Origin of the sequence: Pseudomonas pudica, assembly GCF_015680405.1 — a bacterium.
In the GTDB taxonomy this organism is placed as follows: domain Bacteria; phylum Pseudomonadota; class Gammaproteobacteria; order Pseudomonadales; family Pseudomonadaceae; genus Aquipseudomonas; species Aquipseudomonas pudica.
In genome coordinates, this window is the sequence record NZ_JADLJS010000043.1 from 1 (window position 1) to 22,254 (window position 22,254).

Consider the following 22,254-nt stretch of genomic DNA (forward strand, 5'->3'; position numbering starts at 1 on the left):
GCGGGGCCCCCCCCCCCCCCCCCCCCCACCCCCCCCCCGCTCCCACAAAAAACAGACCGCGCCTGGGTTGAAATCTCTGTAAAAAAAACCGCCGCTGTCATCAGCGGCGGTTTTCGGTAACGCAAATGCCCTTAGAACGGCATCTTGAAGCCCGGCGGCAGCTGCATGCCGGCGGTCATGCTGCCCATCTTGTCCTGGCTGTTCTGCTCGACCTTGCGCACGGCGTCGTTCAGCGCGGCGGCGATCAGGTCTTCCAGCACTTCCTTGTCGTCTTCATCAGTCGACATCAGGCTCTGGTCGATGCTGACACGCTTGACGTCGTGACGACCGGTCATCACCACGCTAACCAGGCCACCACCGGACTGGCCGGTGACTTCGGCGTTGGCCAGCTCTTCCTGCATCTTCTGCATCTTTTCCTGCATCTGCTGGGCCTGCTTCATCAGGCCGGCCATGCCACCTTTCATCATGGGGGTATACCTCGATTGGGTCATGTGATGCGGCCCGGCACCGGGCCGGCCGCATGGTTATCCGTTACTGGCCTTGGTCAACCAGGGCTTCTACAGGCTCAATAGTATCCTGCCGCACCTTGGCGCCGAACAACTTGATCATCTGCTGGATCAACGGATCCTGCTCGATCGAGGTGACTGCGTCCTGCTGGCGCTCGGCGCGTTTGCGCGCCGCTGCCTGGGCCGGGGTTTCCTGCTCGGGCAGGATCAGCTCGATGCGCAGGTTCAGCGTGCGCCCCAGGTGCTGGTTGAGCGCTTCGTTAAGGCGCCGCTGCTGGGTGGCGTTGAACAGCGCACCCTGGCCAGGGTCCAGGTGCAGCAGCCAGTCGTCACCATCGGCTGCAATCAACGTACAGTTCGCCGCGATGTTGCCTGTCATACCGGACACAGGCAACTGTGGGAATAATTCCAGCCATTGCAGGGCCAGGCCGGTAGCCGGCTTGGCTGCGGGCAGCGGTTCGGCTGCCGGCTTGGATGCTTCTTCCTGGACGTGTTCGGCCAGTTCGTCCAGGTAGCTGAAGCCGACCGGATCGCTTTCGCCGCCATAATAGTCTTCGTCCAGGGGCGGTTCATCGTCGCGGTCCATGCCCACGGCGGCATAGGCGGACGGGTCGAAGGGCGGCTCGTCGTCGTGTGCCGGGGCGGCAGGTGCCGGCGTGGGTGCAGCGGGCGGAGCTGGAGCAGGAACCGGCGCAGGTTTGGCCACTACCGGTGCAGGCGCTGGCGCGGGCTCTTCCCACGGCAGGTCAACCACCTCTGCCACGGGTTCTGGTCCTGGCTCAGGTTCGCTGACCGGGGCAGGCTCAGCTGCCACCACTGGCTCGACAACCGGCTGCGGCGCTGGCTCGGCCGCTGCGGGCGCCTGCACTTGTGGCGCGGCAGCCGGAGCAACAGGCTCCACGACAGCAGTGGCCGGCGGCGCCACGGCAACCGCCGGCGCTGCCACCGGTGTTGCAGGATCAGCTGTGGCCTGGCTGATCCCCACTGGCTTTAGTACCGGTTTCGGCGCGTCGTCGGTGTCGGCCGGGCGGAACGCCAGCATGCGCAGCAGGACCATTTCGAAACCACCGCGCGGGTCCGGCGCCAAGGGCAGATCACGGCGGCCGATCAGGCCCATCTGGTAATAGAACTGCACGTCCTCGGCTGGCAATGCCGAGGCCAGCGCCAGCACCCGCTCGCGGTCGCCCTGGCCGTTGTCCACCGCCTCCGGCAGCGCCTGGGCAATGGCCACGCGGTGCAGCACATTGAGCATCTCGGCCAGCACGCCAGCCCAGTCCGGCCCCTGCTCGGCCAGGTTGCGCACGGCCTCGAGCAAGGCCCGGGCATCGCCTTCGAGCAACGCCTGCAGCACCCCGTAGACCTGACCATGATCGAGGCTGCCGAGCATGGCCCGCACATCGGCGGCCAGCACCTTGCCTTCGCCAAAGGCGATGGCCTGGTCAGTCAGGCTCATGGCGTCGCGCATCGAACCATCGGCCGCGCGCCCCAGCAGCCACAGGGCATCCGGCTCGAATGGCACGTTTTCGGCGGACAGAACATGGCTGAGGTGCTCGACCACCCGCTCCGGGCTCATGTTCTTCAGCGAGAACTGCAGGCAGCGCGACAGGATGGTGGCCGGCAGTTTCTGCGGGTCGGTGGTGGCGAGGATGAACTTGACGTAGGGCGGCGGCTCTTCCAGCGTCTTGAGCAAGGCGTTGAACGAGTGGGTCGAGAGCATGTGCACTTCGTCGATCAGGTAAACCTTGAAGCGCCCACGGCTCGGGGCGTACTGCACGTTATCGAGCAGTTCGCGGGTGTCCTCGACCTTGGTGCGGCTGGCGGCGTCGATCTCGATCAGGTCGACGAAACGGCCTTCGTCGATCTCCCGGCATACCGAACAGGTGCCGCAGGGCGTGGAGGTGATGCCGGTTTCGCAGTTCAGGCACTTGGCGATGATACGGGCAATGGTGGTCTTGCCCACGCCCCGGGTACCGGTGAACAGGTAGGCGTGGTGCAGGCGCTGGTTGTCCAAGGCATTGATCAAGGCCTTGAGCACATGGGTCTGGCCGACCATTTCGCGGAACGAGCGCGGACGCCATTTACGTGCAAGAACCTGATAACTCATCGAAAAACCATCGTAGCCTGATCGAGCGGAAGATCGCTAATGCTAGCGGAGCGGGGGCAAAATTGCACCCTGCGCAAGTCGGCTAAGCTTTGAAACTGGCGCGCCATCCAGGGAGGATTGCCTTTGCGAAGACTGCTGGCCCTGTTGCTGCTGTGGAACACCTACAGCCAGGCTGAACAGCCCGTGTTGCGTTTTTCTGTCGCCGAGAGCTGGAGCATGCCGCTGGTGCGCATCGAAAGCGACCAGCCGGTGGAAGGTTTGCTGTACGACCTCATGCAGGCCTTGGCCAAGGAGGTGGGCGTACGCCCCGAATACCATGTCATGGCCCGCCTGCGCCTGCAGGAGGCGATGAATAACGGTGACATAGATGTGCGCTGCTATGTCAGCACCCAGTGGTTCAACGACCGGCCGGGGAATTTTGTCTGGAGCATCCCGCTGCTGCACCAGCGAGACCTGCTGGTAGGCCGCGCGGGTGACAGTACCCCGCTGCCGCCGGAACAACTGCCTGTCCAGGCCATCGGCACAGTGCTTGGCTATACCTATTCGACCTTGCAACCGCTGCTGGACCAGGGCCGTCTGCACCGCGAGGACAGCCGCAGCCAGTTGCTGGTGCTGCAGAAGCTGCAAGCCGGGCGCTATCGGCATGCGGTAAGCAACCAGCTGTCGTTGCAGTGGTTCAATCAGGGGCTACCCGCCGAGCAGCAATTGCAGGCGCTGGCGGTGCTGGAGGACCAGGACCTGGGGTGCATGGTACGCAATGACCCGGCGATACCGACCCAAGGGCTGCTGCGGGCACTGGTGAAGATGAAGCAGTCGGGGGAGATCGAGCGGATTGTGCAGCGGTATGGGGGGATGGGCAACCAAGAACCCATGTCTGTGGCTCGCCCCTGAGCCACGCATACCTGATGCCCCCCGCCCCTTGTACGCCCGCTGTGGGAGCGGGTTCACCCGTGAACACCGACAAAGCCGGTGCCATCCACCGAGTTGCCCTCTTCGCGGGCATGCCCGCTCCCACAGGATTGTGCGGCGCATTCACAATCTATATTGCAAGCTCAAGCCTGGTGGTGCTGTCGGCAAGCATGCCGATTGTGCGCTCGCGTTAACCAAGCACCCTGCCCTCACGCCAAAGCCAGCAAACCCGCACTCAAGAACATCCCCACGCCAAACACAGAATGCGTGGCCAGGCTCTTCAGGCAGTTGCGCGCAGGCGTCGGCGTCCTCGACGCAAAGAACCCCGCGCCCATCGCCGGCTGCATGAAGCACAAAGGCGCCACGACCGTCACCACACCAACAACCAGCGCAGGCAACAATGTAGGTGCCAGCAACCAGCCCTCCCCCACGATCACGACCAGCAGCATCGCGAACAGCACGCCGATGGCGTAATGAATCCCCCACCCCAACGCCAGCTCATGCCGCACCGGTTCCGCCTTGGCAATCGCCTGGTGCCGCACACGCCCGTGCAGCAAATGCCCCGCCCAACGCCCGACCATGGCGAAGTTCAGCGTGGCGACACCCATCCGCCTCAGCAGCAGCCCCCACAAGTCCATCACCATCGTGGCCCCGATACCAATTGGCAAGGCGGCGGAAAACATCGCAGTAAACGTCATTGAACAAGCCCTCGAAGATTGACGGTCATCACCATGCCGCGCAGCATAGAAGTTGAAGTCAACTTCAAGTCAAGGGCCCGAAATGGACATTGCCGACGTCGCCAAACGCACAGGCGTACCCGCCTCGACGCTGCGCTACTACGAGAAGAAAGGCCTGCTCAAGTCACTTGCCGGGCCTGGCAAGCGGCGGCAGTTCGCAGCCGATGTTGCAGACCGGCTGGCGCTGATCGCCCTGGGCCAGGCTGCGGGGTTTTCGCTGGAGGAAGTGGGGGCGATGCTGGTGGACCTGCAGGTCGACCGCCAGATGCTGATCGCCAAGGCCGACGAACTGGATGCACGAATCAGGCGCTTGCAGGCGATGAGCAAAGGCTTGCGGCATGCGGCGCAGTGCCCTGAGGAAGATCACCTGGCATGCCCGAAATTCCAGCGGCTGATGAAGCTGTCGGCGGCGGGGCATGGGAAAAAGAAGGGCAGTTCAACAGTTGCCTTTAAGTGACCAGGATAAAACCACCACCTGAATGCATCATCGCCTGAATAGAGTAGTGGCAATACGATATCAATAAGCCACTGCTCAGTGTAGAGTTACGCGCCTCCGCGCCCAACCGTGCGCCGAGAACAGTACTCACACTCAGGAAATGTTGCATGTCCACAATTCGAAATCTCACCGCTGCCGCACTGATAGCGCTGACCACTGGTTGTGCTACCGGCCTAAATTCGGCCCAAGAGTCGGAACTTGCCAGCTATCGCGCCAGAAACCTCGCGGTTGAAGAGAAAAGCCCAGGGCTTGCTGCCGGCCTTGGCCTGCTTCCAGGTGGCGGTTCGTTCTACGGTCGCGCATATGGCTTTGGTGTGGTGAACCTGCTGTTCTGGCCGCTTTCCATTCTGTGGGACCCGGTGAGTGGGCATGACGCTGCAGAGATGATCAACTACCAAGCCACCAAAGCCCATGTTGCAACGCTGAAAAAGCACGACATGGACGAACTCGATGCCAAGCTGGAATCTGACTCGATCGACCTCAAACGCTACACGCTCGACAAACGCAGAATCGATGAGAAGTACAACCTGTAAAGGCATCTGCCGCACAGCGCAACGATCGGCCTGAGGTCTGTACGTTCCCAACGATAACGCGGCGCGCCTTTCAATAGTTGAAGCCATACACGATGTAAGGCTTTCGTCTTGCTTTACCGGCATATCACTCAAGGATTATTCAAGTGACCTACTTCCGTGTGCTTCTAGTCTCGGTATTTATTGCCCTTTGCACAGGGTGCGCTTCGCCAGCTCAAATTTCCGGAATGTCCGTGGCATCCGACCAGACCGATGCGCAGTTTTATGATCAACGGCTGCATCGCAACATTCAGGTAACCGAAGTAAATGGCGGAGACGCCACCAACCCGCTCTGGACTTCGGAAATCGACGGCCCTGACTTCGGTGCCGCACTCAAACAATCACTTGCCAGTGCTGACCTGCTTGGCGAAGCACCTGCTGCCTACACTCTGCGCGCCAACCTGCTGCGCGTCGACCAACCCATTTTTGGCTTGGATTTCGAAGTTACCTGCGAGGCTGAATATACGTTGACCGAGTCTGCTTCAAATACCGTTATTTTCCGAGAGATCATTCGGACGCCCTTTACCGCCGGCGTTGGCGACTCCGTTATCGCGATCAAGCGCCTGCGGCTGGCCAATGAAGGTTCGGCACGCACAAATATCAGCACGCTGCTGAAGCGCCTCAAGGCGCTCAAACTTGAGGCCGGACAGGTTTCTCTAAAGTAACGGATACCTGCTGATACCGGGCTTTCGATGCGGGTAGGACAACAGCGCCTACTCCGCTGCATCGGCGCGGTCGCGGCAGGAATGGAAGTCAGATGGCACCTACCGGCGCCGGGCACATGCCTGCGTCTTGCAGCCCCCGAAGGATTGCTTCCTGGAAGGTGCCGAGCCTGTTGCCCGTAGATCGAGCACCAACACCTGCGACTCACCTTGTGAGAAGTTGCCCGCATAGATTTTCGTATCCTGGAGGATTTTCAGCGATCCGGCTTGCCCCGTTTTCGAGGCGATCAGCTGGAGCTTTCCATGCCGTTCTACGGCCGGAAAGTGCTTCTGTTGGTATGAAGGCTTGGTGGGAGACGAATGGGGGGTCAGCCAGAATGTAGCAGGTGCTAGGACGCTCGTTATTCATCAAGATCGATGATAGGTAACATCGACACTTACCTGTTTTCTATCAACCGAATGAAATGGAGAATGGCGCCTGAACTCAAATCTGGAACTGTCTGATGCGCTTTATGCCTCTTGCTGCTGCCTCCTTCACTCTCACGCTGCTGGCGGGGTGCGCATCCGCGCCTAACCAGCCGACAAAGGAGCTGGTGACCGCTAAATCTCCGGAAGTTTTTTCCGCCTGCGTCATGCAGAAGCTGCAAGAGAATCAGCAATCGCCGAACGTTACCCATACGAGCCGAAGCTATCGCGTGATCCTGAGCAGCCCTGTTGCCGCGGACAATGTGATCGAGACGTTCAAAGGGGACACGGGCGGGAAAGTCTACGTTTATCAGCGAGGGCTCTTTTCTGAAAACCTCGTTCGCGTAGCTTCCCAATGCGCTTGAGGAGAGGGAGGCTCTCACCAGGCCGAAGTTGTCGAGTTGGGTAAAGCGAGAAATCCTCGAGAATTCAAGGACCTGAAATGGAGGCGGCCCCACCAGCCACACCCCGGCACTCGATGTTCCCGCTATGGCTGCTCCCTTCCGGGCCTGACCAGGTTAACGGGTAATCAATGCGGGGGGACCGATGGGGCCACCACTACAAGGCTCGCTGAACAGCGAGTGGCGCCATTGTACCGGTCTTGGGGGCAGATACAACCTCTGGAGGAGAAAAAGTCATCATTTCTCAATGACTTGTCCGGGCCGGGGTGGCCTGGAGCTGCCAATTCGCGGGTGAACCCGCTCCTACAGGGTTGGCGCTGACAGCAAGATCAGCGCAGGACCTGTGGGAGCAGGCGCCGCGGTGGATGGCACGGGCTTCGCCCGTGTTCGCGGGCATGCCCGCCCCCACAAGGACCGTGCAAGCAGCAAGATCTGCCATTGGCCTGCTAGACAGCGATGCCCTGCTCACCCAGGAAGGTGACGAAGGCATCTTCATCAAGTACCTTCACGCCCAACTCGCTGGCCTTGGCCAGCTTGGACCCCGCCCCCGGCCCCGCCACCACGCAGTGGGTCTTGCCAGAAACCGAACCCGCCACCTTGGCCCCCAGGCTTTCCAGCTTTTCCTTGGCGATATCACGGCTCATGCGCTCCAGGGTGCCGGTCAGCACCCAGGTCTGGCCGGCCAGCGGCAGGCCTTCGGCGACTTTCTTCTCGCTGCTCCAGTGCATGCCGAACGCCAGCAATTGTGCCTCGATGTCCCGGGCCAGCTTCTGGTTGGCTTCATCCTTGAAGAACTCGCGCACGGCTTCGGCCTGCTTGGCCGCCAGGGCCTGGCGCAGGTCGATGCCGTCGGCGGCGATGATCTTGTCCAGGCTATCGAGCTTGGCCACCAGCTTCTCGGCACCGGTCGGGCCAACCGAGGCGATATCGAGCTTGGCGATCATGCCGGCCAGGGTGGTGCTGGCGGCGAATTCGGCAGCCAGCTCGCCTTCGTCCTGCAGTTGCATGCCACTGTCGAGCAACTGTTTGATGACCTTGCGGTTGTGCTCGTCCTCGAAGAAGTTGTGAATCTCGTAGGCCACCTCCAAGCCGATGTCTGGCAAGTAGGTGAGCACTTGCGGCAGCGCTTGCTGCACGCGCGCCAGGCTGCCCAGCGAGCGGGCCAGCACCTTGGCGGTCTCCTCGCCTACGTCCGGTATGCCCAGGGCGTAGATGAAGCGCGCCAGGCTCGGGCGCTTGCTGGCTTCGATGGCATCCAGCAGCTTCTTGCTGGACACTTCGGCAAAACCTTCCAGGCCAACGATCTGGTCAAATTCCAGCTTGTACAGGTCGGCCGGCGAGCCGATCAGGCCTTCGTCCACCAGTTGCTCGACGCTCTTCTCGCCCAGGCCGTCGATGTCCATGGCGCGGCGCGACACATAGTGGATGATTGCCTGCTTGAGCTGGGCACCACAGGCCAGGCGACCGACGCAGCGGTACACCGCGCCCTCGCTGGTGGTTTCCTTGCCCTTGCTACGCTTGACCAGCTGGGTACGCTCGACCTGCGAGCCGCATACCGGGCATTCGCTCGGCACCTGCACCGGGCGCGCATCTTCCGGGCGACGCTCCAGTACCACCTGCATTACCTGAGGGATCACGTCACCGGCACGGCGGATGATCACCGTGTCGCCAATGCGCAGGCCCAAGCGGGCGATTTCGTCCATGTTGTGCAGGGTGGCGTTGGATACGGTCACACCTGCGACCTTGACCGGCCTCAAGCGTGCCACGGGCGTTACCGCGCCGGTGCGGCCGACCTGGAACTCGACATCCAGCACCTCGGTCAGCTCTTCCATGGCCGGGAACTTGTGGGCAATCGCCCAGCGCGGCTCACGGGCGCGGAAGCCCAGTTCGCGCTGGGCGGCCAGGCTGTTGACCTTGAACACCACGCCGTCGATTTCGTATGGCAGGCTGTTGCGTCGCTCGCCGATGTCGCGGTAGTAGGCCAGGCATTCTTCGATGCCGGCGGCATGCTTGAGTTCGCGGCTGATCGGCAGCCCCCAGGCCTTGAGCTGCTCGAGGATACCGATGTGGCTGTCGCCAATGCTCGCGGACACTTGGCCGACGCCATAGCAGCAGAATTCCAGCGGGCGGCTGGCGGTGATTTTCGAATCCAGCTGACGCAGGCTGCCGGCGGCGGCGTTGCGCGGGTTGGCGAAGGTCTTGCCACCGGCTTCGGCCTGGGCGGCGTTGAGCCGATCGAAACCGGCCTTGCTCATGTACACCTCGCCGCGCACCTCCAGCACCGCCGGCCATCCCTCGCCTTGCAGCTTGAGCGGGATGTTGCGCACGGTACGCACGTTGGCACTGATGTCTTCGCCAGTGGTGCCGTCGCCACGGGTGGCGCCCTGCACCAGCTGGCCGTCGCGGTACAACAAGCTTACGGCCAGGCCGTCGAGCTTGGGCTCGCAGCTGTAGTCGACCGCACCGGGCTGGTCGAGGCCGTCTACCACGCGACGGCCGAACTCACGCAAGTCGGCTTCTTCGAAGGCGTTGCCCAGGCTGAGCATGGGCACTTCGTGGCGTACCTGGCTGAACGCGGCCAGGGCTTCGCCCCCAACGCGCTGGGTGGGCGAGTCGGGGGTTACCAGGTGCGGGTGTTCGGCTTCAAGCGCCTTGAGCTCGTTGAACAGGCGGTCGTATTCGGCATCGGGCACGCTTGGCTCATCGAGCACGTAGTAGCGGTAGTTGTGCTGGTCGAGCTCGACACGCAGTTCGTGGATACGGGTTTCGGCGGTCATGGGATTTGTCTTCTCTTGCAAAGCAAAAGAGCAGCCTGAGGTGGTGCATGGGGCCTGGATTGGTGTTGCCTGCCCCGGCCCTATCGCCGGCAAGCCAGCTCCCACAGGTAAACCACAGGCCTGGAGGGCAGTGATACACCTGTGGGAGCTGGCTTGCCGGCGATAGGGCCAGTGCAGGCAACAGCATTACCCGAACCGACCAGCACGCCCTCAGGCTGCTCTTTCGTCTGGATCTGTCAGCGCTTCTGGGTCAGCGCACGGCGCTCGAACTCGACGATGCGCTGGCGATAGTGCTCGATGGTCTGGGCGGTCAGCACGCTGCGCTGGTCGTCCTTGAGCTCACCGTTCAGTTCGTGCGCCAGCTTGCGCGCCGCAGCCACCATCACATCGAAGGCCTGCTTCGGATGGCGCGGCCCCGGCAGGCCGAGGAAGAAGCTCACCGCGCGGGTGCTGAAGTGGTCGATGTCGTCCAGGTCGAACACACCGGGCTTGACGGCGTTGGCCATGGAGAACAGCACCTCGCCGTGACCGGCCATGCTCTCGTGACGGTGGAAGATGTCCATTTCGCCGAAGCGCAGGCCGCTTTCCAGAATGTTCTGCAGCAGCGCCGGGCCCTTGAAGCCACCCTCGTCGCGGGAGATGACGCTGATCACCAGCACTTCCTCGGCCGGCGGCAGCTCCTTGACGCTGCTGCTGGCAGGTGCGGCACCGTTGCTGCGGGTATTTTCCGCGGCAAAGTCATCATCGCTGTCGGCAAACAGGTCAGGCTCGCGCGGCTCGGCGCTCAGGTTCAGGTCGCCCTGCTGCGCATCCGCAGCAGCGGTGGCGCGCTTGCCGCGCTTGGCAGCCTTGGCCGGCTTGGGTTCGCGCTCGCGATCACGCGCAGAAGCGCTGAGCGACGGCAGGTCGCTTTCGTCCAGCTCAGGCTCCTTGTGGGTATCCAGCACCCGCGACGGGCCAAGCACTTCGGCATTGCCCTCTTCGTCCGGCAGGTTGGAATAACTGCGATCCAGACGGAATTTCAACTTGCCTTTCCCGCCGCGCATGCGGCGCCAGCCGTCGAAAAGAATCCCGGCAATGACAATGATGCCGATGACGATCAGCCACTCGCGCAGACCGATTTCCATGTAATCCCGTGCCTCTATAAAAATATGCTTGAAAACAAAGGGTTCAAAGCCCTTTAACACGTGGCGCCAACTCTATGTTCTGACAGGCGTTTTACCCACGCAAAAAACGAGTGACATTAAGCTAGCACGACCAAAGACAACTTTACACCGTCTGTCGCACATGGCGGGGGCATTTCGCCACAGAATATGCCCTTATCGTCGAGCATCAGGCGTCGACCATGGCCATGGCCTCCTCCACATCGACGGCAACCAGACGTGAACAGCCCGGTTCATGCATGGTCACCCCCATCAATTGATCCGCCATCTCCATGGCAATCTTGTTATGGGTGATGTAGATGAACTGCACGCTTTCACTCATTTCCTTGACCAGGCGGGCGTAACGCCCGACGTTGGCATCGTCCAGCGGCGCATCGACTTCGTCGAGCATGCAGAACGGTGCGGGGTTCAACTTGAAGATGGCAAACACCAGCGCCAATGCGGTCAGTGCCTTCTCGCCGCCGGACAGCAGATGGATGGTGCTGTTCTTCTTGCCCGGTGGTCGCGCCATGATCGTTACCCCTGTATCGAGTAGATCTTCGCCCGTCAGTTCCAGATAAGCGCTGCCACCACCGAAAACTTTTGGGAAAAGTGCCTGTAATCCGGCATTTATCTGATCAAAGGTATCCTTGAAGCGGTTGCGGGTTTCCTTGTCGATCTTGCGGATGACGTTTTCCAAGGTCTCCAGGGCTTCGACCAGGTCGGCGTCCTGGGCGTCCAGGTAACGCTTGCGCTCGGACTGCTGCTCGTACTCTTCGATGGCCGCCAGGTTGATCGCCCCCAGGCGCTGGATACGCGCCTCGAGCTGCTCCAGCTCCTGTTCGGTGCCCTGCTCGCTGGCCTCGGCCTCCAGGGTGGCGAGCACGCCTTGCAGGTCGTAGCCATCGGCCAGCAACTGCTCCTGCAGGGTCTTGCGTCGCACATCCAGGCCCTGGCACTCCAAGCGCAACTGCTCCAGCTGGCCACGCAGCAACTGGGCCTGCTGCTCGGCCTGGGTACGGCGCTTTTCGGCGTCGCGCAGTTCGCGGTCGGCTTCGTCCATGTGCAGGCGGGCCTGGCGCATTTCTTCGTCGACGCTCATGCGCCGCTCCAGCAGTTCCTCCAGCTTCAGGCGCAGCTCTTCCTGTGGGGCCTCGCCCTCTTCCAGGTTCAGGCTCAGTTGCTCCTGGCGCTCGATCAGGCGCGCGGCCTGCTGCTCCAGGCGCTCCAGGGCCTGCCGGGTGGAATCATGCTGTGCGCGCAGCGAGCCCAGGCGGACAGCCAGCTGGTGGGCGTGATCCTTGTGCTGGCGGGCCTCCTGGCGCACGCGATCGAGGCTTTCGCGCAGGGTGTCGCGGCGGGCCATCAACTGCTCGCGCTGCTCGGTGTCCTGGGCCATCAGCTCCAGGGCCTCCTGCAGCAGCAGGCGGGCTTCGCCCAGCTGCTCATGTTCCAGGGCGCGCTGTTCTTCCAGCTCGGTCAGCTCGTCGTGCAGGCGCCGGCGGCGCAGCTCGACTTGCTCGGCACGTGCGCGGCCAGCCGACAGGTTGGCTTTCAGCTCGCCATGCAGGCGATTTTCTTCCTGGGTGCGGCGGCGCAGTTGTTCACGCTGCTCTTCAAGGCCCAGCTGCTGCTCGCGCAGGGCCTGCAGTTGCTGCTCCAACTGCTCCAGCGCCGCTTCCTGCTCCAGTTGCTCCTGGCCCAGGCGCTCGATCTCCTGGCCGCGTGCCAGCACGCCGCCTTCGGCTTCGCCGCCACGGCGCACCCGCAGGAAGTGTCGGCCAACCCAGTAGCCATCGCGGCTGACCAGGCTCTGGCCTTCGCCGAGCGAGGCGCGCTGCGCCAGTGCCTGAGCAAGGTCTTCCACGGGTTTGACGTGGCCCAGCCAGGGCGCCAGGTCGACACTGCCTTCGACCTTTTCCAGCAGGCTGCCGGGCAGCGACGAGCCGGTACCGCTGGCCAGCAGCAAGCGTAACTCGCCCTGTTCCAGGCCGGCAAAATCCAGGTTACCGAGGTCGTCCACCAGCACAGCTTGCAGGTCGGCGCCGAGCACGGTCTCTACCGCAAGCTCCCAGCCCGATTCGACCCGCAACCCTTCAGCCAGCCGCGGTTGTTGCTCCAGGCCTTGGCCCTGCAGCCAGTCCGCAGCACCTGCACCCGGCTCCAGGGCGGCCTGTTGCAAGGCTTCGAGCGAGGCCAGGCGCCCGCCCAGGCGTTGCAGGTCGCCCTGCGCCTGCTGCTGGGCCTGGATGGCCTGTTGCAGCTGCTCACGTGCGCCTTCCAGACGTTCGACCACCTGCTCTTCCGACAACTGCAACTCTTCCAGCAACATCTCGCTACTGGCCAGTTGCTCGGCCAGTTCGAGCAGGGCTGCATCCTGTGGGTCGCTGCCCAGCAGCTCGCGCTCTTCGCCCAACTTGCGCTGGCGCTCGGCGTGGCGTTCCAGGCTGGCTTCCAGCTGCTGCAGGCGGGCCTGCTGCACTTCGGCCTGGCGGCGCGGCTCAGCGGAACGGTTGTTGAAGCTGTCCCACTGTTCCTGCCAGCCGTGCATGCCCAGTTCGGCTTCTTCAAGGGCAGCGGCAGCTTGTTCGGCAGCGGCCAGGGTAATCTCCTGCTCGGGCTCGAGCATGGCCAGCTCTTCGCCCAAGGTCGCCAGCAGGGTGCGGTCGTGGCCCAGGTGCGACTCGGTCTCCAGGCGCGTACGCTCGGCCTCCTTGAAGTCATCCTGCAACTGGCGCAGGCGCTGCTGGCCGTGCTGGATGCTCTGCTCGACCCGGGCTATGTCACCAGCGACCGAGTAAAAGCGGCCCTGCACCTGGTTGAAGCGCTCGGACAATTCGTGATGGCCATCACGCAGGCGCTCGATGCTGGCATCGGCATTGCGCTGCTCGGCCACCAGCGCCTCATGGGACACATCCTGGTCGCCGATCACCGCCTCGCGCTGGCGCACCCGTTCGTCCAGGTCACGCCAGCGCAAGGCCGACAGGCGCGCCTTCAGCTGGCGTTCCTGGGCCTTGTATTCGCGGTACTTCTCGGCTGCCTGAGCCTGGCGGTGCAGGCGCTCCAGCTGGCGCTCCAGCTCTTCGCGCAGGTCGGTCAGACGCGCCAGGTTTTCCTGGGTGCGGCGGATGCGGCTCTCGGTTTCCCGGCGGCGTTCCTTGTACTTGGAAATGCCGGCGGCTTCCTCGATGAAGTTACGCAGCTCCTCGGGCTTGGCCTCGATCAGCTTGGAGATCATGCCCTGTTCGATGATCGAGTAGCTGCGTGGCCCCAGGCCGGTACCGAGAAAGATGTCGGTGATATCGCGCCGACGGCACTTGGTACCGTTGAGGTAGTAGCTGTTCTGCCCGTCGCGGGTGACCTTGCGGCGGATCGAGATCTCGGCATAGGCGGCATATTCGCCGACCAGAGTGGTTTCGCTGTTGTCGAACACCAGCTCGATGCTGGCCTGGCTGACCGGCTTGCGGCCACTGGAGCCGTTGAAGATGACATCGGTCATCGACTCGCCGCGCAGGTTCTTCGCCGAACTCTCGCCCATCACCCAGCGCACGGCGTCGATGATGTTGGACTTGCCACAGCCGTTCGGGCCGACCACGGCCGCCATGTTGCTGGGGAAGTTGACCGTGGTCGGGTCGACAAACGACTTGAACCCGGCCAGGCGAATGCACTTCAGGCGCATTGGTCAGCCTCGGGCCAACGCCGCCAGCACCAGTTCGCAACTGCGCTGGCCATAGGCGGTGAGTACCTCGCGAATGCGCGGCAGGTCACGGGCGATCACGGCGTCGAGCAGGCGGGCGAACAGGTCCAGGTAATCGATCATGTTGGCCTGGCGCTGGTCCAGCGACAGGTAGTACGCACGGCTCATCGCCGGCTGCAGGTTTTCCACGGTTTCCTGCAGGAACGGGTTGTCGGCGAACGGATAGGCCGCCCGCATGACCGCGAAGCTGTCGGCGACGAAGGTCTTGATGTCCAGCTGGTCATGGGCCCGCTGCAGGCGCTGCTGGATCTCCAGGAACGGGCGCAGGTCGGCATCGGTGCGCCATTTTTGCGCAACCGCGTTACCCAGCAGGATGTAGAACTCGCCCATCAGTGCGCACAGGCTGCGCACGCTGCGCTCGTCGAGCTCGGTCACGTGGGCACCCCGGCGCGGCAGGATCGCCACCAGGTGGCGACGTTCAAGGATCAGCAGTGCCTCGCGCACCGAGCCGCGGCTGACGTTGAGTGCCTGGGTGACCTTCTGCTCCTGGATACGCTCGCCTGGCGCCAGCTCGCCACGGATGATGCGTTCGGCCAGGTAATCGGCAATCTGCTCGGAGAGGCTGTCCGGGGCCTTGAACGTCATGGTTTTCCTTCAAAATCATTGAACTGGGCACAAGGAACCGATTGTAGCGTAATTGGCCGGTAATCGCGCAGAGGGGCCTGGCGGTTTATTTGAGCTGCAAGGCAACCCGATGCCCGGCGCGATCTATGCTTGGGATATGGGCAATGTGTGCGGCCGGGCCTGGACATGAGCAATTTCTTGACCTTTGAGTCAGAAAAATATTGACCAGCTGGACAGCTCTTGCTTAGAGTCCGCCCAACAACAATAAAACCATTGCGAGGCCATCCCCGTGATCCAGTTTCTCGTCAACCAGGAGCTGCGTAGTGAGCATGCCCTGGACCCAAACATGACGGTGCTGCAGTACCTGCGCGAGCACCTGGGCAAACCTGGCACCAAGGAGGGCTGCGCCAGTGGTGACTGCGGCGCCTGCACCGTGGTGGTAGGCGAACTGACCCAGGACGACCAAGGCAACGACAGCCTGCGCTACCGCAGCCTGAACTCGTGCCTGACCTTCGTTTCGTCGCTGCACGGCAAGCAACTGATCAGCGTCGAGGGTCTCAAGCACCAGGGCCAGCTGCACAGCGTGCAACAGGCCATGGCCGATTGCCATGGCTCGCAGTGCGGCTTCTGCACCCCCGGCTTCGTCATGTCGCTGTTCGCCCTGCAGAAGAACAGCAGCGGCCCCGACCTGCACCAGGCCCAGGAGGCCCTGGCCGGCAACCTGTGCCGCTGCACCGGCTACCGGCCGATCCTCGATGCTGCCGAGCAGAGTTGCCGCCAACCCTGCCGCGACCAGTTCGATGCCCAGCAAGCGCAGACAATCAGCCGCCTCAAGGCCATCGCGCCAACCCAGACTGGCGAGCTGAACAGCGGCGACAAACGCTGCCTGGTGCCGCTGACCGTCGCCGACCTGGCCGACCTGTACAGCTCGCACCCCGAGGCGCGGCTGCTGGCCGGCGGTACCGACCTGGCCCTGGAAGTCACCCAGTTCCACAAGACCTTGCCGGTGATGATCTACGTCGGCCATGTGGCCGAGCTCAAGCGCATCGAGAAGACCGCCAGCCACCTGGAAATCGGCGCCGCCACCCCGCTCACCGACTGCTACGGCGCGCTGAACGAGGAATACCCGGACTTCGGCGCCCTGCTGCACCGGTTCGCTTCGCTGCAGATCCGCAACCAGGGCACCCTGGGCGGCAATATCGGCAACGCTTCGCCAATCGGCGACTCGCCACCCCTGCTGATTGCCCTGGATGCACAGATCGTCCTGCGCCAGGGCGAGCGCCAGCGGGTGATGCCACTGGAGGACTACTTCATCGACTACCGCATCACTGCCCGCCAGGACAGCGAGTTCATCGAGAAGATCATCGTGCCGCGCGCCACCACCGACTGGGCATTCCGCGCCTATAAAGTGTCCAAGCGCCTGGACGATGACATTTCCGCCGTGTGCGGCGCCTTCAACCTGAGCATCGAAGACGGCGTGGTCAGCGGTGTGCGCATCGCCTTCGGCGGCATGGCGGCGATCCCCAAACGGGCCCGTGCCTGCGAAGCGGCGCTACGTGGCAAGCCGTGGAACCAGGCCGCCATCGAGCGTGCGTGCCAGGCCCTGGCGGAAGATTTCACCCCGCTCAGCGACTTCCGCGCCAGCAAGGAATACCGCTTGCTGACCGCGCAGAACCTGCTGCGCAAGTACTTCATCGAACAGCAAACGCCGTACATCGAAACCCGGGTGACCGCTTATGTCTAACCATCACGTAGCCAAGAGCCAGGCCGAGATGGCCGAACTGTTCAGCCAGGACCTGACCACCGGGGTCGGCCGCAGCGTCAAGCATGACAGCGCCGACAAGCATGTGTCCGGCGAGGCGGTATATATCGACGACCGCCTGGAATTCCCCAACCAGTTGCACGTCTATGCACGCACCGCCGACCGCGCCCACGCGCGCATCCTGCGCATCGACACCACGCCGTGCTATGCCTTCGAGGGCGTGCGCATAGCCATCACCCACGAAGACATCCCCGGTCTCAAGGACATCGGCCCGGTAGTGGCCGGCGACCCGCTGCTGGCCATCGACAAGGTCGAGTTCTTCGGCCAGCCGGTGCTCGCCGTGGCCGCCCGCGATCTTGACACCGCACGCCGTGCGGCCATGGCTGCCATCGTCGAGTATGAAGACCTGGAGCCGGTGTTGGATGTGGTCGAAGCATTGCGCAAGAAACATTTCGTGCTCGACAGCCACACCCACCAGCGTGGCGATTCCGCTGCTGCCCTGGCCAGTGCCCCGCACCGCATCCAGGGCACCCTGCACATCGGTGGCCAGGAACACTTCTACCTGGAAACACAGATTTCCTCGGTGATGCCCACCGAAGACGGCGGCATGATCGTCTACTGCTCCACGCAAAACCCCACCGAAGTGCAAAAGCTGGTCGCCGAAGTACTCGACGTGCCAATGAACAAGGTGGTGCTGGACATGCGCCGCATGGGTGGCGGTTTTGGTGGCAAGGAAACCCAGGCCGCCAGCCCGGCGTGCCTGTGCGCCGTGGTGGCGCGCCTGACCGGCCAGCCGACCAAGATGCGCCTGCCACGGGTCGAAGACATGACCATGACCGGCAAACGCCACCCGTTCTACGTCGAGTATGACGTGGGCTTCGACGACGACGGGCGCCTGCACGGCATCAACTTCGACCTGGCCGGCAACTGCGGCTACTCGCCCGACCTGTCCGGTTCGATCGTCGATCGCGCCATGTTCCACTCCGACAACGCCTACTACCTGGGCGATGCCACCGTGCACGGCCACCGCTGCAAGACCAACACCGCCTCCAACACTGCTTACCGCGGCTTCGGCGGCCCGCAGGGGATGGTCGCCATCGAGCAGGTGATGGACCACATCGCCCGCCACCTGGGCCGTGACCCGCTGGCGGTGCGCAAGGCCAACTACTACGGCAAGACCGAGCGCAACGTCACCCACTACTACCAGACCGTCGAGCACAACATGCTCGAAGAGATGACCGCCGAACTGGAAGCCAGCAGTGACTACGCCGAGCGCCGCGAGTCTATCCGCCGCTTCAACGCCAACAGCCCGGTCCTGAAGAAGGGCCTGGCGCTGACCCCGGTCAAGTTCGGTATTTCGTTCACCGCCACCTTCCTCAACCAGGCCGGTGCGCTGATCCATATCTACACCGACGGCAGCATTCACCTGAACCACGGTGGCACCGAGATGGGCCAAGGCCTGAACACCAAGGTGGCACAGGTGGTGGCGCAGATCTTCCAGGTCGATTTCAGCCGCATCCAGATCACCGCCACCAATACCGACAAGGTGCCCAACACCTCGCCGACCGCTGCCTCCAGTGGTGCCGACCTGAACGGCAAGGCGGCGCAGAACGCTGCCGAAATCCTCAAGAAGCGCCTGACCGAGTTCGCCGCGCGGCACTACCAGGTGACCGAAGAAGACGTCGAGTTCCGCAACGGCCATGTACGCGTGCGCGACCAGATCGTCAGCTTCGAGCAACTGGTGCAGCAGGCCTACTTCGCCCAGGTGTCGCTGTCCAGCACCGGCTTCTACCGCACGCCGAAAATCTACTACGACCGCAGCCAGGCACGTGGCCGGCCGTTCTACTACTTCGCCTTCGGCGCCGCCTGCGTGGAGGTGGTGGTCGACACCCTGACCGGCGAATACAAGATGCTGCGCGCCGACATCCTGCACGATGTGGGTGACTCGCTGAACCCGGCCATCGACATCGGCCAGGTGGAAGGCGGCTTCATTCAGGGCATGGGCTGGCTGACCACCGAAGAACTGGTGTGGAACGCCAAGGGCAAGCTGATGACCAACGGCCCGGCCAGCTACAAGATCCCTGCAGTGGCCGACATGCCGCTGGATTTGCGGGTGAAGCTGGTGGAGAACCGCAAGAACCCGGAAGACACCGTGTTCCACTCCAAGGCCGTGGGCGAGCCGCCGTTCATGCTCGGCATCGCCGCCTGGTGCGCGATCAAGGACGCCGTGGCCAGCATCGCCGATTACCGCGTGCAGCCACAGGTGGATGCGCCGGCGACGCCGGAGCGGGTGTTGTGGGGGTGCGAGCAGATGCGCAAGGCGGTGGCTGCAGCGCAACCTGCCGAGCCGGAGCTGGAAACCGTCACTCACTGAGGTTGGGTGGGCGCCTGTTCGGGCCCTATCGCCGGCAAGCCGGCTCCCACAGGTACTGCGCCGCTGGCAAGCCCTGTGTTGTACCTGTGGGAGCCCGGCTTGCCGGCGATAGGGCCAGTACAGGCCACCTGAAATGAGGATCTGCATCATGCACCAATGGATCAACGCCCTCGCCGACCACCAGTCCCGTGGCGAAGCCTGCGTGCTGGTCACCATCATCGAGGAGCGCGGCTCGACCCCACGCAATGCCGGCTCGAAAATGGTCGTCAGCGCCAGCGGCCTGTTCGACACCATCGGCGGCGGCCACCTGGAATACAAAGCCCTGCACATCGCCCGGCAGATGCTCGAAGAGCACCGCACCACCCCGCACCTGGAGCGCTTCAGCCTCGGTGCCAGCCTTGGCCAGTGCTGCGGCGGCGTCACTGTGCTGCTGTTCGAACCCATGGCCGCGGTGCAGGCGCAGATCGCGGTGTTCGGCGCGGGCCATGTCGGCCGGGCTCTGGTACCCTTGCTCGCCGCGCTGCCCTGCCGGGTGCGCTGGATCGATTCGCGCGAGCAGGAATTCCCTGCCCTGATCCCCGACGGGGTGACCAGGGTGGTCAGCGAGGAGCCGGTCGACGAGGTAGCAGAGCTGCCGCCAGGCTGCTATTGCATCGTCATGACTCACAACCACCAGCTCGACCTGGAACTGACCGCCGCCATTCTCAAGCGCAACGACTTCACCTGGTTCGGCCTGATCGGCTCGAAGACCAAACGGGTCAAGTTCGAGCACCGCCTGCGCGAACGCGGCTACGACGATGCCGTGATGGCGCGCATGCGCTGCCCGATGGGCCTGGCCGAGGTCAAGGGCAAGCTGCCCATCGAGATCGCCGTGTCCATCGCCGGTGAAATCATCGCCACCTACAACGCCTGCTTCGGCCAGCACGATGCTGCCGCCAATGCCGGCCCCATTGCCCAGTTGCTGCCGCCTTCCCGGCGCAGCCAAGCCATTTGACGAGTGTGTTATGACCGTTACCCGCAAAGCCTACCGTGCCGCTATCCTGCACAGCATCGCCGACCCGGCCGAGGTGGGCCTGGAGGCTTCCCATGAATACTTCGAGGACGGCCTGCTGGTGGTCGACGATGGCCGTATCCGCGCCGTTGGCCACGCCGCCGAACTGCTGCCGACGCTGGATGCCGATATCCCGGTCGAGCACTACCAGGACGCGCTGATCACCCCGGGGTTCATCGACACCCATATCCACTTCCCGCAGACCGGCATGATCGGCTCCTACGGCGAACAGCTGCTGGACTGGCTGAACACCTACACCTTCCCTTGCGAAAAGCAGTTCGCCGACAAGGGCCACGCCGACCAGGTGGCGAAGATTTTCCTCAAGGAACTGCTGCGCAACGGCACCACCACCGCCCTGGTGTTCGGCAGCGTGCACCCGCAATCTGTCAATGCTTTGTTCGAGGAAGCCGAGCGCCTGGACCTGCGCCTGATTGCCGGCAAGGTGATGATGGACCGCAACGCTCCGGACTACCTGACCGACACCGCCGAGTCCGGCTATGCCGAAAGCAAGGCACTGATCGAGCGCTGGCACGGCAAGGGCCGCCTGCACTATGCAGTCACCCCGCGCTTCGCCCCGACCAGTACGCCTGAACAGCTGGCGCTGGCCGGCCAATTGCTGAAGGAGCACCCGGGCGTGTACATGCACACGCACCTGTCGGAAAACCTCAAGGAGATCGATTGGGTCAAGTCGCTGTTCCCCGAGCAGAAGGGTTATCTCGACGTATACGACCACTTCGAGCTGCTGGGCGAACGCTCGGTATTCGCCCATGGCGTGCACCTGTGCGATGACGAATGCCAGCGCCTGGCCGAAACCGGCTCGGCCGTGGCCTTCTGCCCCACCTCCAACCTGTTCCTGGGCAGCGGCCTGTTCAACCTGCCCCAGGCCGAGCGTTTCAAGGTCAATGTAGGCTTGGGCACCGACGTTGGCGCCGGCACCAGCTTCTCGCTGCTCAACACCCTGAACGAAGCGTACAAGGTGATGCAGCTGCAGGGCGCGCGCCTGCACCCGTACAAGTCACTGTACCTGGCCACCCTTGGCGGCGCCCGCGCGCTGCGCCTGGACGACCGCATCGGCAGCCTGCGCCCGGGCAACGATGCCGACTTTGTGGTACTGGACTACAAGGCCACGCCACTGCTGGACTACCGCATCCAACAGTCCAACAGCATGGAGGAAACCCTGTTCGTGCTAACCACCCTCGGCGACGACCGCACTGTGCGTGAAACCTACGCCGCCGGGCGTTGCGTGCACCAGCGCTAAGTTTCTTTTGCCAGGCCCCGGTACAGTGCGCCGCCGATCGCAGCACCGATCAGCGGCGCCACCCAGAACAGCCAAAGCTGTTGCAGGGCCCAGCCACCGACGAACAAGGCCGGCCCCGTGCTACGCGCGGGGTTGACCGAGGTATTGGTCACCGGGATCGAGATCAGGTGGATCAGGGTCAGGGCCAGGCCGATGGCGATCGGTGCAAAACCCGCCGGCGCCCGGGCATCGGTGGCACCCATGATCACCACCAGGAACATCGCCGTCATCACCACCTCACTGACAAAGCCCGCCCCGAGCGTGTAGCCGCCGGGCGAGTGGTCGGCGTAGCCGTTCGAAGCCAACCCCGCAGACAGCTCGAAACCTGCCTTGCCGCTGGCGATGAGGTAGATCACACCTGCCGCCAGGATGGCGCCGATCACCTGGGCGATCACGTAGGGCAACAGCTCTTTGGCCGGGAAGCGCCCGCCCACCACCAGCCCGAACGACACGGCGGGGTTGAGGTGGCAGCCGGAGATATGGCCGATGGCGAAGGCCATGGTCAGCACGGTAAGGCCGAAGGCGAAGGCGACGCCAAGTACACCAATGCCGATGGGGGAACTGGCGGCGAGTACCGCACTGCCACAGCCGCCAAGCACCAGCCAGAAGGTGCCGACCAGCTCGGCACCCATGCGTTTACCGAGGGACATGCTCATGAGTCCATTCCTCAAGAAGTTGAAC

At 63.3% G+C, this 22,254-nt stretch carries 18 protein-coding genes and 1 other RNA gene; 9 read left to right on the forward strand and 10 right to left on the reverse strand.

Translation table 11 applies throughout. The features are described 5' to 3' along the window. Nucleotides 1-131: 131 nt before the first annotated feature. A complete protein-coding gene (locus IRZ77_RS22145; protein WP_003259671.1) occupies nt 132-467 on the reverse strand; it encodes a YbaB/EbfC family nucleoid-associated protein in 336 nt (111 codons plus the stop codon). Nucleotides 468-531: 64 nt separating this feature from the next. After that, nucleotides 532-2,610, reverse strand: coding sequence for a DNA polymerase III subunit gamma/tau (dnaX, locus tag IRZ77_RS22150; protein WP_196174439.1), 2,079 nt, complete (start codon nt 2,608-2,610; stop codon nt 532-534). Between the two features lie 123 nt (nt 2,611-2,733). Between dnaX and IRZ77_RS22155 the strand changes: the two genes are divergently transcribed. After that, complete coding sequence (locus IRZ77_RS22155) at nt 2,734-3,501, forward strand: substrate-binding periplasmic protein (RefSeq protein ID WP_135002847.1); 768 nt, start codon at nt 2,734-2,736, stop codon at nt 3,499-3,501. Between the two features lie 227 nt (nt 3,502-3,728). Here the strand turns inward: IRZ77_RS22155 and IRZ77_RS22160 are convergent, their stop codons facing one another. Next, a complete protein-coding gene (locus tag IRZ77_RS22160; protein WP_046615049.1) occupies nt 3,729-4,217 on the reverse strand; it encodes a DUF2938 domain-containing protein in 489 nt (162 codons plus the stop codon). A gap of 82 nt (nt 4,218-4,299) precedes the next feature. Between IRZ77_RS22160 and IRZ77_RS22165 the strand changes: the two genes are divergently transcribed. The 3 genes from IRZ77_RS22165 (at nt 4,300) to IRZ77_RS22175 (ending at nt 5,986) form a co-directional block, all read left to right on the forward strand. After that, on the forward strand, nt 4,300-4,713 hold the full coding sequence (locus tag IRZ77_RS22165) for a helix-turn-helix domain-containing protein (RefSeq protein ID WP_196174440.1): 414 nt from the start codon (nt 4,300-4,302) through the stop codon (nt 4,711-4,713). Nucleotides 4,714-4,859: 146 nt separating this feature from the next. Next, nucleotides 4,860-5,285 (forward strand): hypothetical protein, encoded by a 426-nt coding sequence (locus tag IRZ77_RS22170; protein ID WP_015271150.1) that lies wholly within the window; start codon nt 4,860-4,862, stop codon nt 5,283-5,285. A gap of 143 nt (nt 5,286-5,428) precedes the next feature. Continuing rightward, nucleotides 5,429-5,986 carry a hypothetical protein gene (locus IRZ77_RS22175; protein WP_256573755.1) on the forward strand — a complete coding sequence of 186 codons (558 nt, stop codon included), beginning with the start codon at nt 5,429-5,431 and terminating at the stop codon, nt 5,984-5,986. A gap of 99 nt (nt 5,987-6,085) precedes the next feature. On the opposite strand, the gene IRZ77_RS27405 is transcribed toward IRZ77_RS22175, so the two are convergent. After that, on the reverse strand, nt 6,086-6,388 hold the full coding sequence (locus IRZ77_RS27405) for a pirin family protein (RefSeq protein WP_196174448.1): 303 nt from the start codon (nt 6,386-6,388) through the stop codon (nt 6,086-6,088). Between the two features lie 98 nt (nt 6,389-6,486). Here IRZ77_RS27405 and IRZ77_RS22185 point away from each other — a divergent pair, with 98 nt between their 5' ends. Beyond that, nucleotides 6,487-6,813, forward strand: a complete 327-nt coding sequence (locus tag IRZ77_RS22185; protein ID WP_046615046.1) for a hypothetical protein — start codon at nt 6,487-6,489, stop codon at nt 6,811-6,813. Between the two features lie 87 nt (nt 6,814-6,900). On the opposite strand, the gene ffs is transcribed toward IRZ77_RS22185, so the two are convergent. The 5 genes from ffs to IRZ77_RS22210 form a co-directional block, all read right to left on the reverse strand. After that, nucleotides 6,901-6,997: signal recognition particle sRNA small type (ffs, locus tag IRZ77_RS22190), an RNA gene on the reverse strand. Between the two features lie 298 nt (nt 6,998-7,295). Next, entirely contained in the window at nt 7,296-9,626 is a 2,331-nt protein-coding gene (ligA, locus tag IRZ77_RS22195) for an NAD-dependent DNA ligase LigA (RefSeq protein ID WP_196174441.1), read from the reverse strand. A gap of 236 nt (nt 9,627-9,862) precedes the next feature. Continuing rightward, entirely contained in the window at nt 9,863-10,753 is an 891-nt protein-coding gene (gene zipA, locus IRZ77_RS22200; RefSeq protein WP_015271153.1) for a cell division protein ZipA, read from the reverse strand. Between the two features lie 205 nt (nt 10,754-10,958). Continuing rightward, nucleotides 10,959-14,447, reverse strand: coding sequence for a chromosome segregation protein SMC (gene smc / locus IRZ77_RS22205; protein WP_046615037.1), 3,489 nt, complete (start codon nt 14,445-14,447; stop codon nt 10,959-10,961). Between the two features lie 3 nt (nt 14,448-14,450). Continuing rightward, on the reverse strand, nt 14,451-15,110 hold the full coding sequence (locus IRZ77_RS22210; RefSeq protein WP_046615036.1) for a GntR family transcriptional regulator: 660 nt from the start codon (nt 15,108-15,110) through the stop codon (nt 14,451-14,453). 268 nt (nt 15,111-15,378) lie between these two features. Here IRZ77_RS22210 and xdhA point away from each other — a divergent pair, with 268 nt between their 5' ends. The 4 genes from xdhA (at nt 15,379) to guaD (ending at nt 21,534) form a co-directional block, all read left to right on the forward strand. Further along, entirely contained in the window at nt 15,379-16,833 is a 1,455-nt protein-coding gene (gene xdhA / locus IRZ77_RS22215) for a xanthine dehydrogenase small subunit (RefSeq protein WP_085601239.1), read from the forward strand. Further along, the gene (xdhB, locus tag IRZ77_RS22220; RefSeq protein WP_046615035.1) at nt 16,826-19,225 is read left to right on the forward strand and encodes a xanthine dehydrogenase molybdopterin binding subunit; all 2,400 of its coding nucleotides are present in this window, start codon (nt 16,826-16,828) and stop codon (nt 19,223-19,225) included. Before xdhA ends, xdhB begins: the two co-directional genes overlap by 8 nt. Nucleotides 19,226-19,373: 148 nt before the next feature. Next, entirely contained in the window at nt 19,374-20,219 is an 846-nt protein-coding gene (gene xdhC / locus IRZ77_RS22225) for a xanthine dehydrogenase accessory protein XdhC (protein ID WP_046615034.1), read from the forward strand. A 10-nt stretch (nt 20,220-20,229) separates the two neighbouring features. Next, on the forward strand, nt 20,230-21,534 hold the full coding sequence (gene guaD / locus IRZ77_RS22230; protein WP_196174442.1) for a guanine deaminase: 1,305 nt from the start codon (nt 20,230-20,232) through the stop codon (nt 21,532-21,534). Here the strand turns inward: guaD and aqpZ are convergent. Beyond that, nucleotides 21,531-22,229 carry an aquaporin Z gene (gene aqpZ, locus IRZ77_RS22235; protein ID WP_108480596.1) on the reverse strand — a complete coding sequence of 233 codons (699 nt, stop codon included), beginning with the start codon at nt 22,227-22,229 and terminating at the stop codon, nt 21,531-21,533. The genes guaD and aqpZ overlap by 4 nt on opposite strands. Nucleotides 22,230-22,254 lie beyond the last annotated feature (25 nt).

Coding starts and splice junctions, on each gene's coding strand:
- IRZ77_RS22170 (WP_015271150.1), top strand. CDS start 4,860: ATGTCCACAATTCGAAATCTCACCGCTGCCGCACTGATAGCGCTGACC.
- IRZ77_RS22145 (WP_003259671.1), bottom strand. CDS start 467: ATGATGAAAGGTGGCATGGCCGGCCTGATGAAGCAGGCCCAGCAGATG.
- xdhC (WP_046615034.1), top strand. CDS start 19,374: ATGCACCAATGGATCAACGCCCTCGCCGACCACCAGTCCCGTGGCGAA.
- IRZ77_RS22210 (WP_046615036.1), bottom strand. CDS start 15,110: ATGACGTTCAAGGCCCCGGACAGCCTCTCCGAGCAGATTGCCGATTAC.
- smc (WP_046615037.1), bottom strand. CDS start 14,447: ATGCGCCTGAAGTGCATTCGCCTGGCCGGGTTCAAGTCGTTTGTCGAC.
- dnaX (WP_196174439.1), bottom strand. CDS start 2,610: ATGAGTTATCAGGTTCTTGCACGTAAATGGCGTCCGCGCTCGTTCCGC.
- guaD (WP_196174442.1), top strand. CDS start 20,230: ATGACCGTTACCCGCAAAGCCTACCGTGCCGCTATCCTGCACAGCATC.
- IRZ77_RS22185 (WP_046615046.1), top strand. CDS start 6,487: ATGCGCTTTATGCCTCTTGCTGCTGCCTCCTTCACTCTCACGCTGCTG.
- aqpZ (WP_108480596.1), bottom strand. CDS start 22,229: ATGAGCATGTCCCTCGGTAAACGCATGGGTGCCGAGCTGGTCGGCACC.
- xdhB (WP_046615035.1), top strand. CDS start 16,826: ATGTCTAACCATCACGTAGCCAAGAGCCAGGCCGAGATGGCCGAACTG.
- IRZ77_RS22165 (WP_196174440.1), top strand. CDS start 4,300: ATGGACATTGCCGACGTCGCCAAACGCACAGGCGTACCCGCCTCGACG.
- ligA (WP_196174441.1), bottom strand. CDS start 9,626: ATGACCGCCGAAACCCGTATCCACGAACTGCGTGTCGAGCTCGACCAG.
- IRZ77_RS22160 (WP_046615049.1), bottom strand. CDS start 4,217: ATGACGTTTACTGCGATGTTTTCCGCCGCCTTGCCAATTGGTATCGGG.
- zipA (WP_015271153.1), bottom strand. CDS start 10,753: ATGGAAATCGGTCTGCGCGAGTGGCTGATCGTCATCGGCATCATTGTC.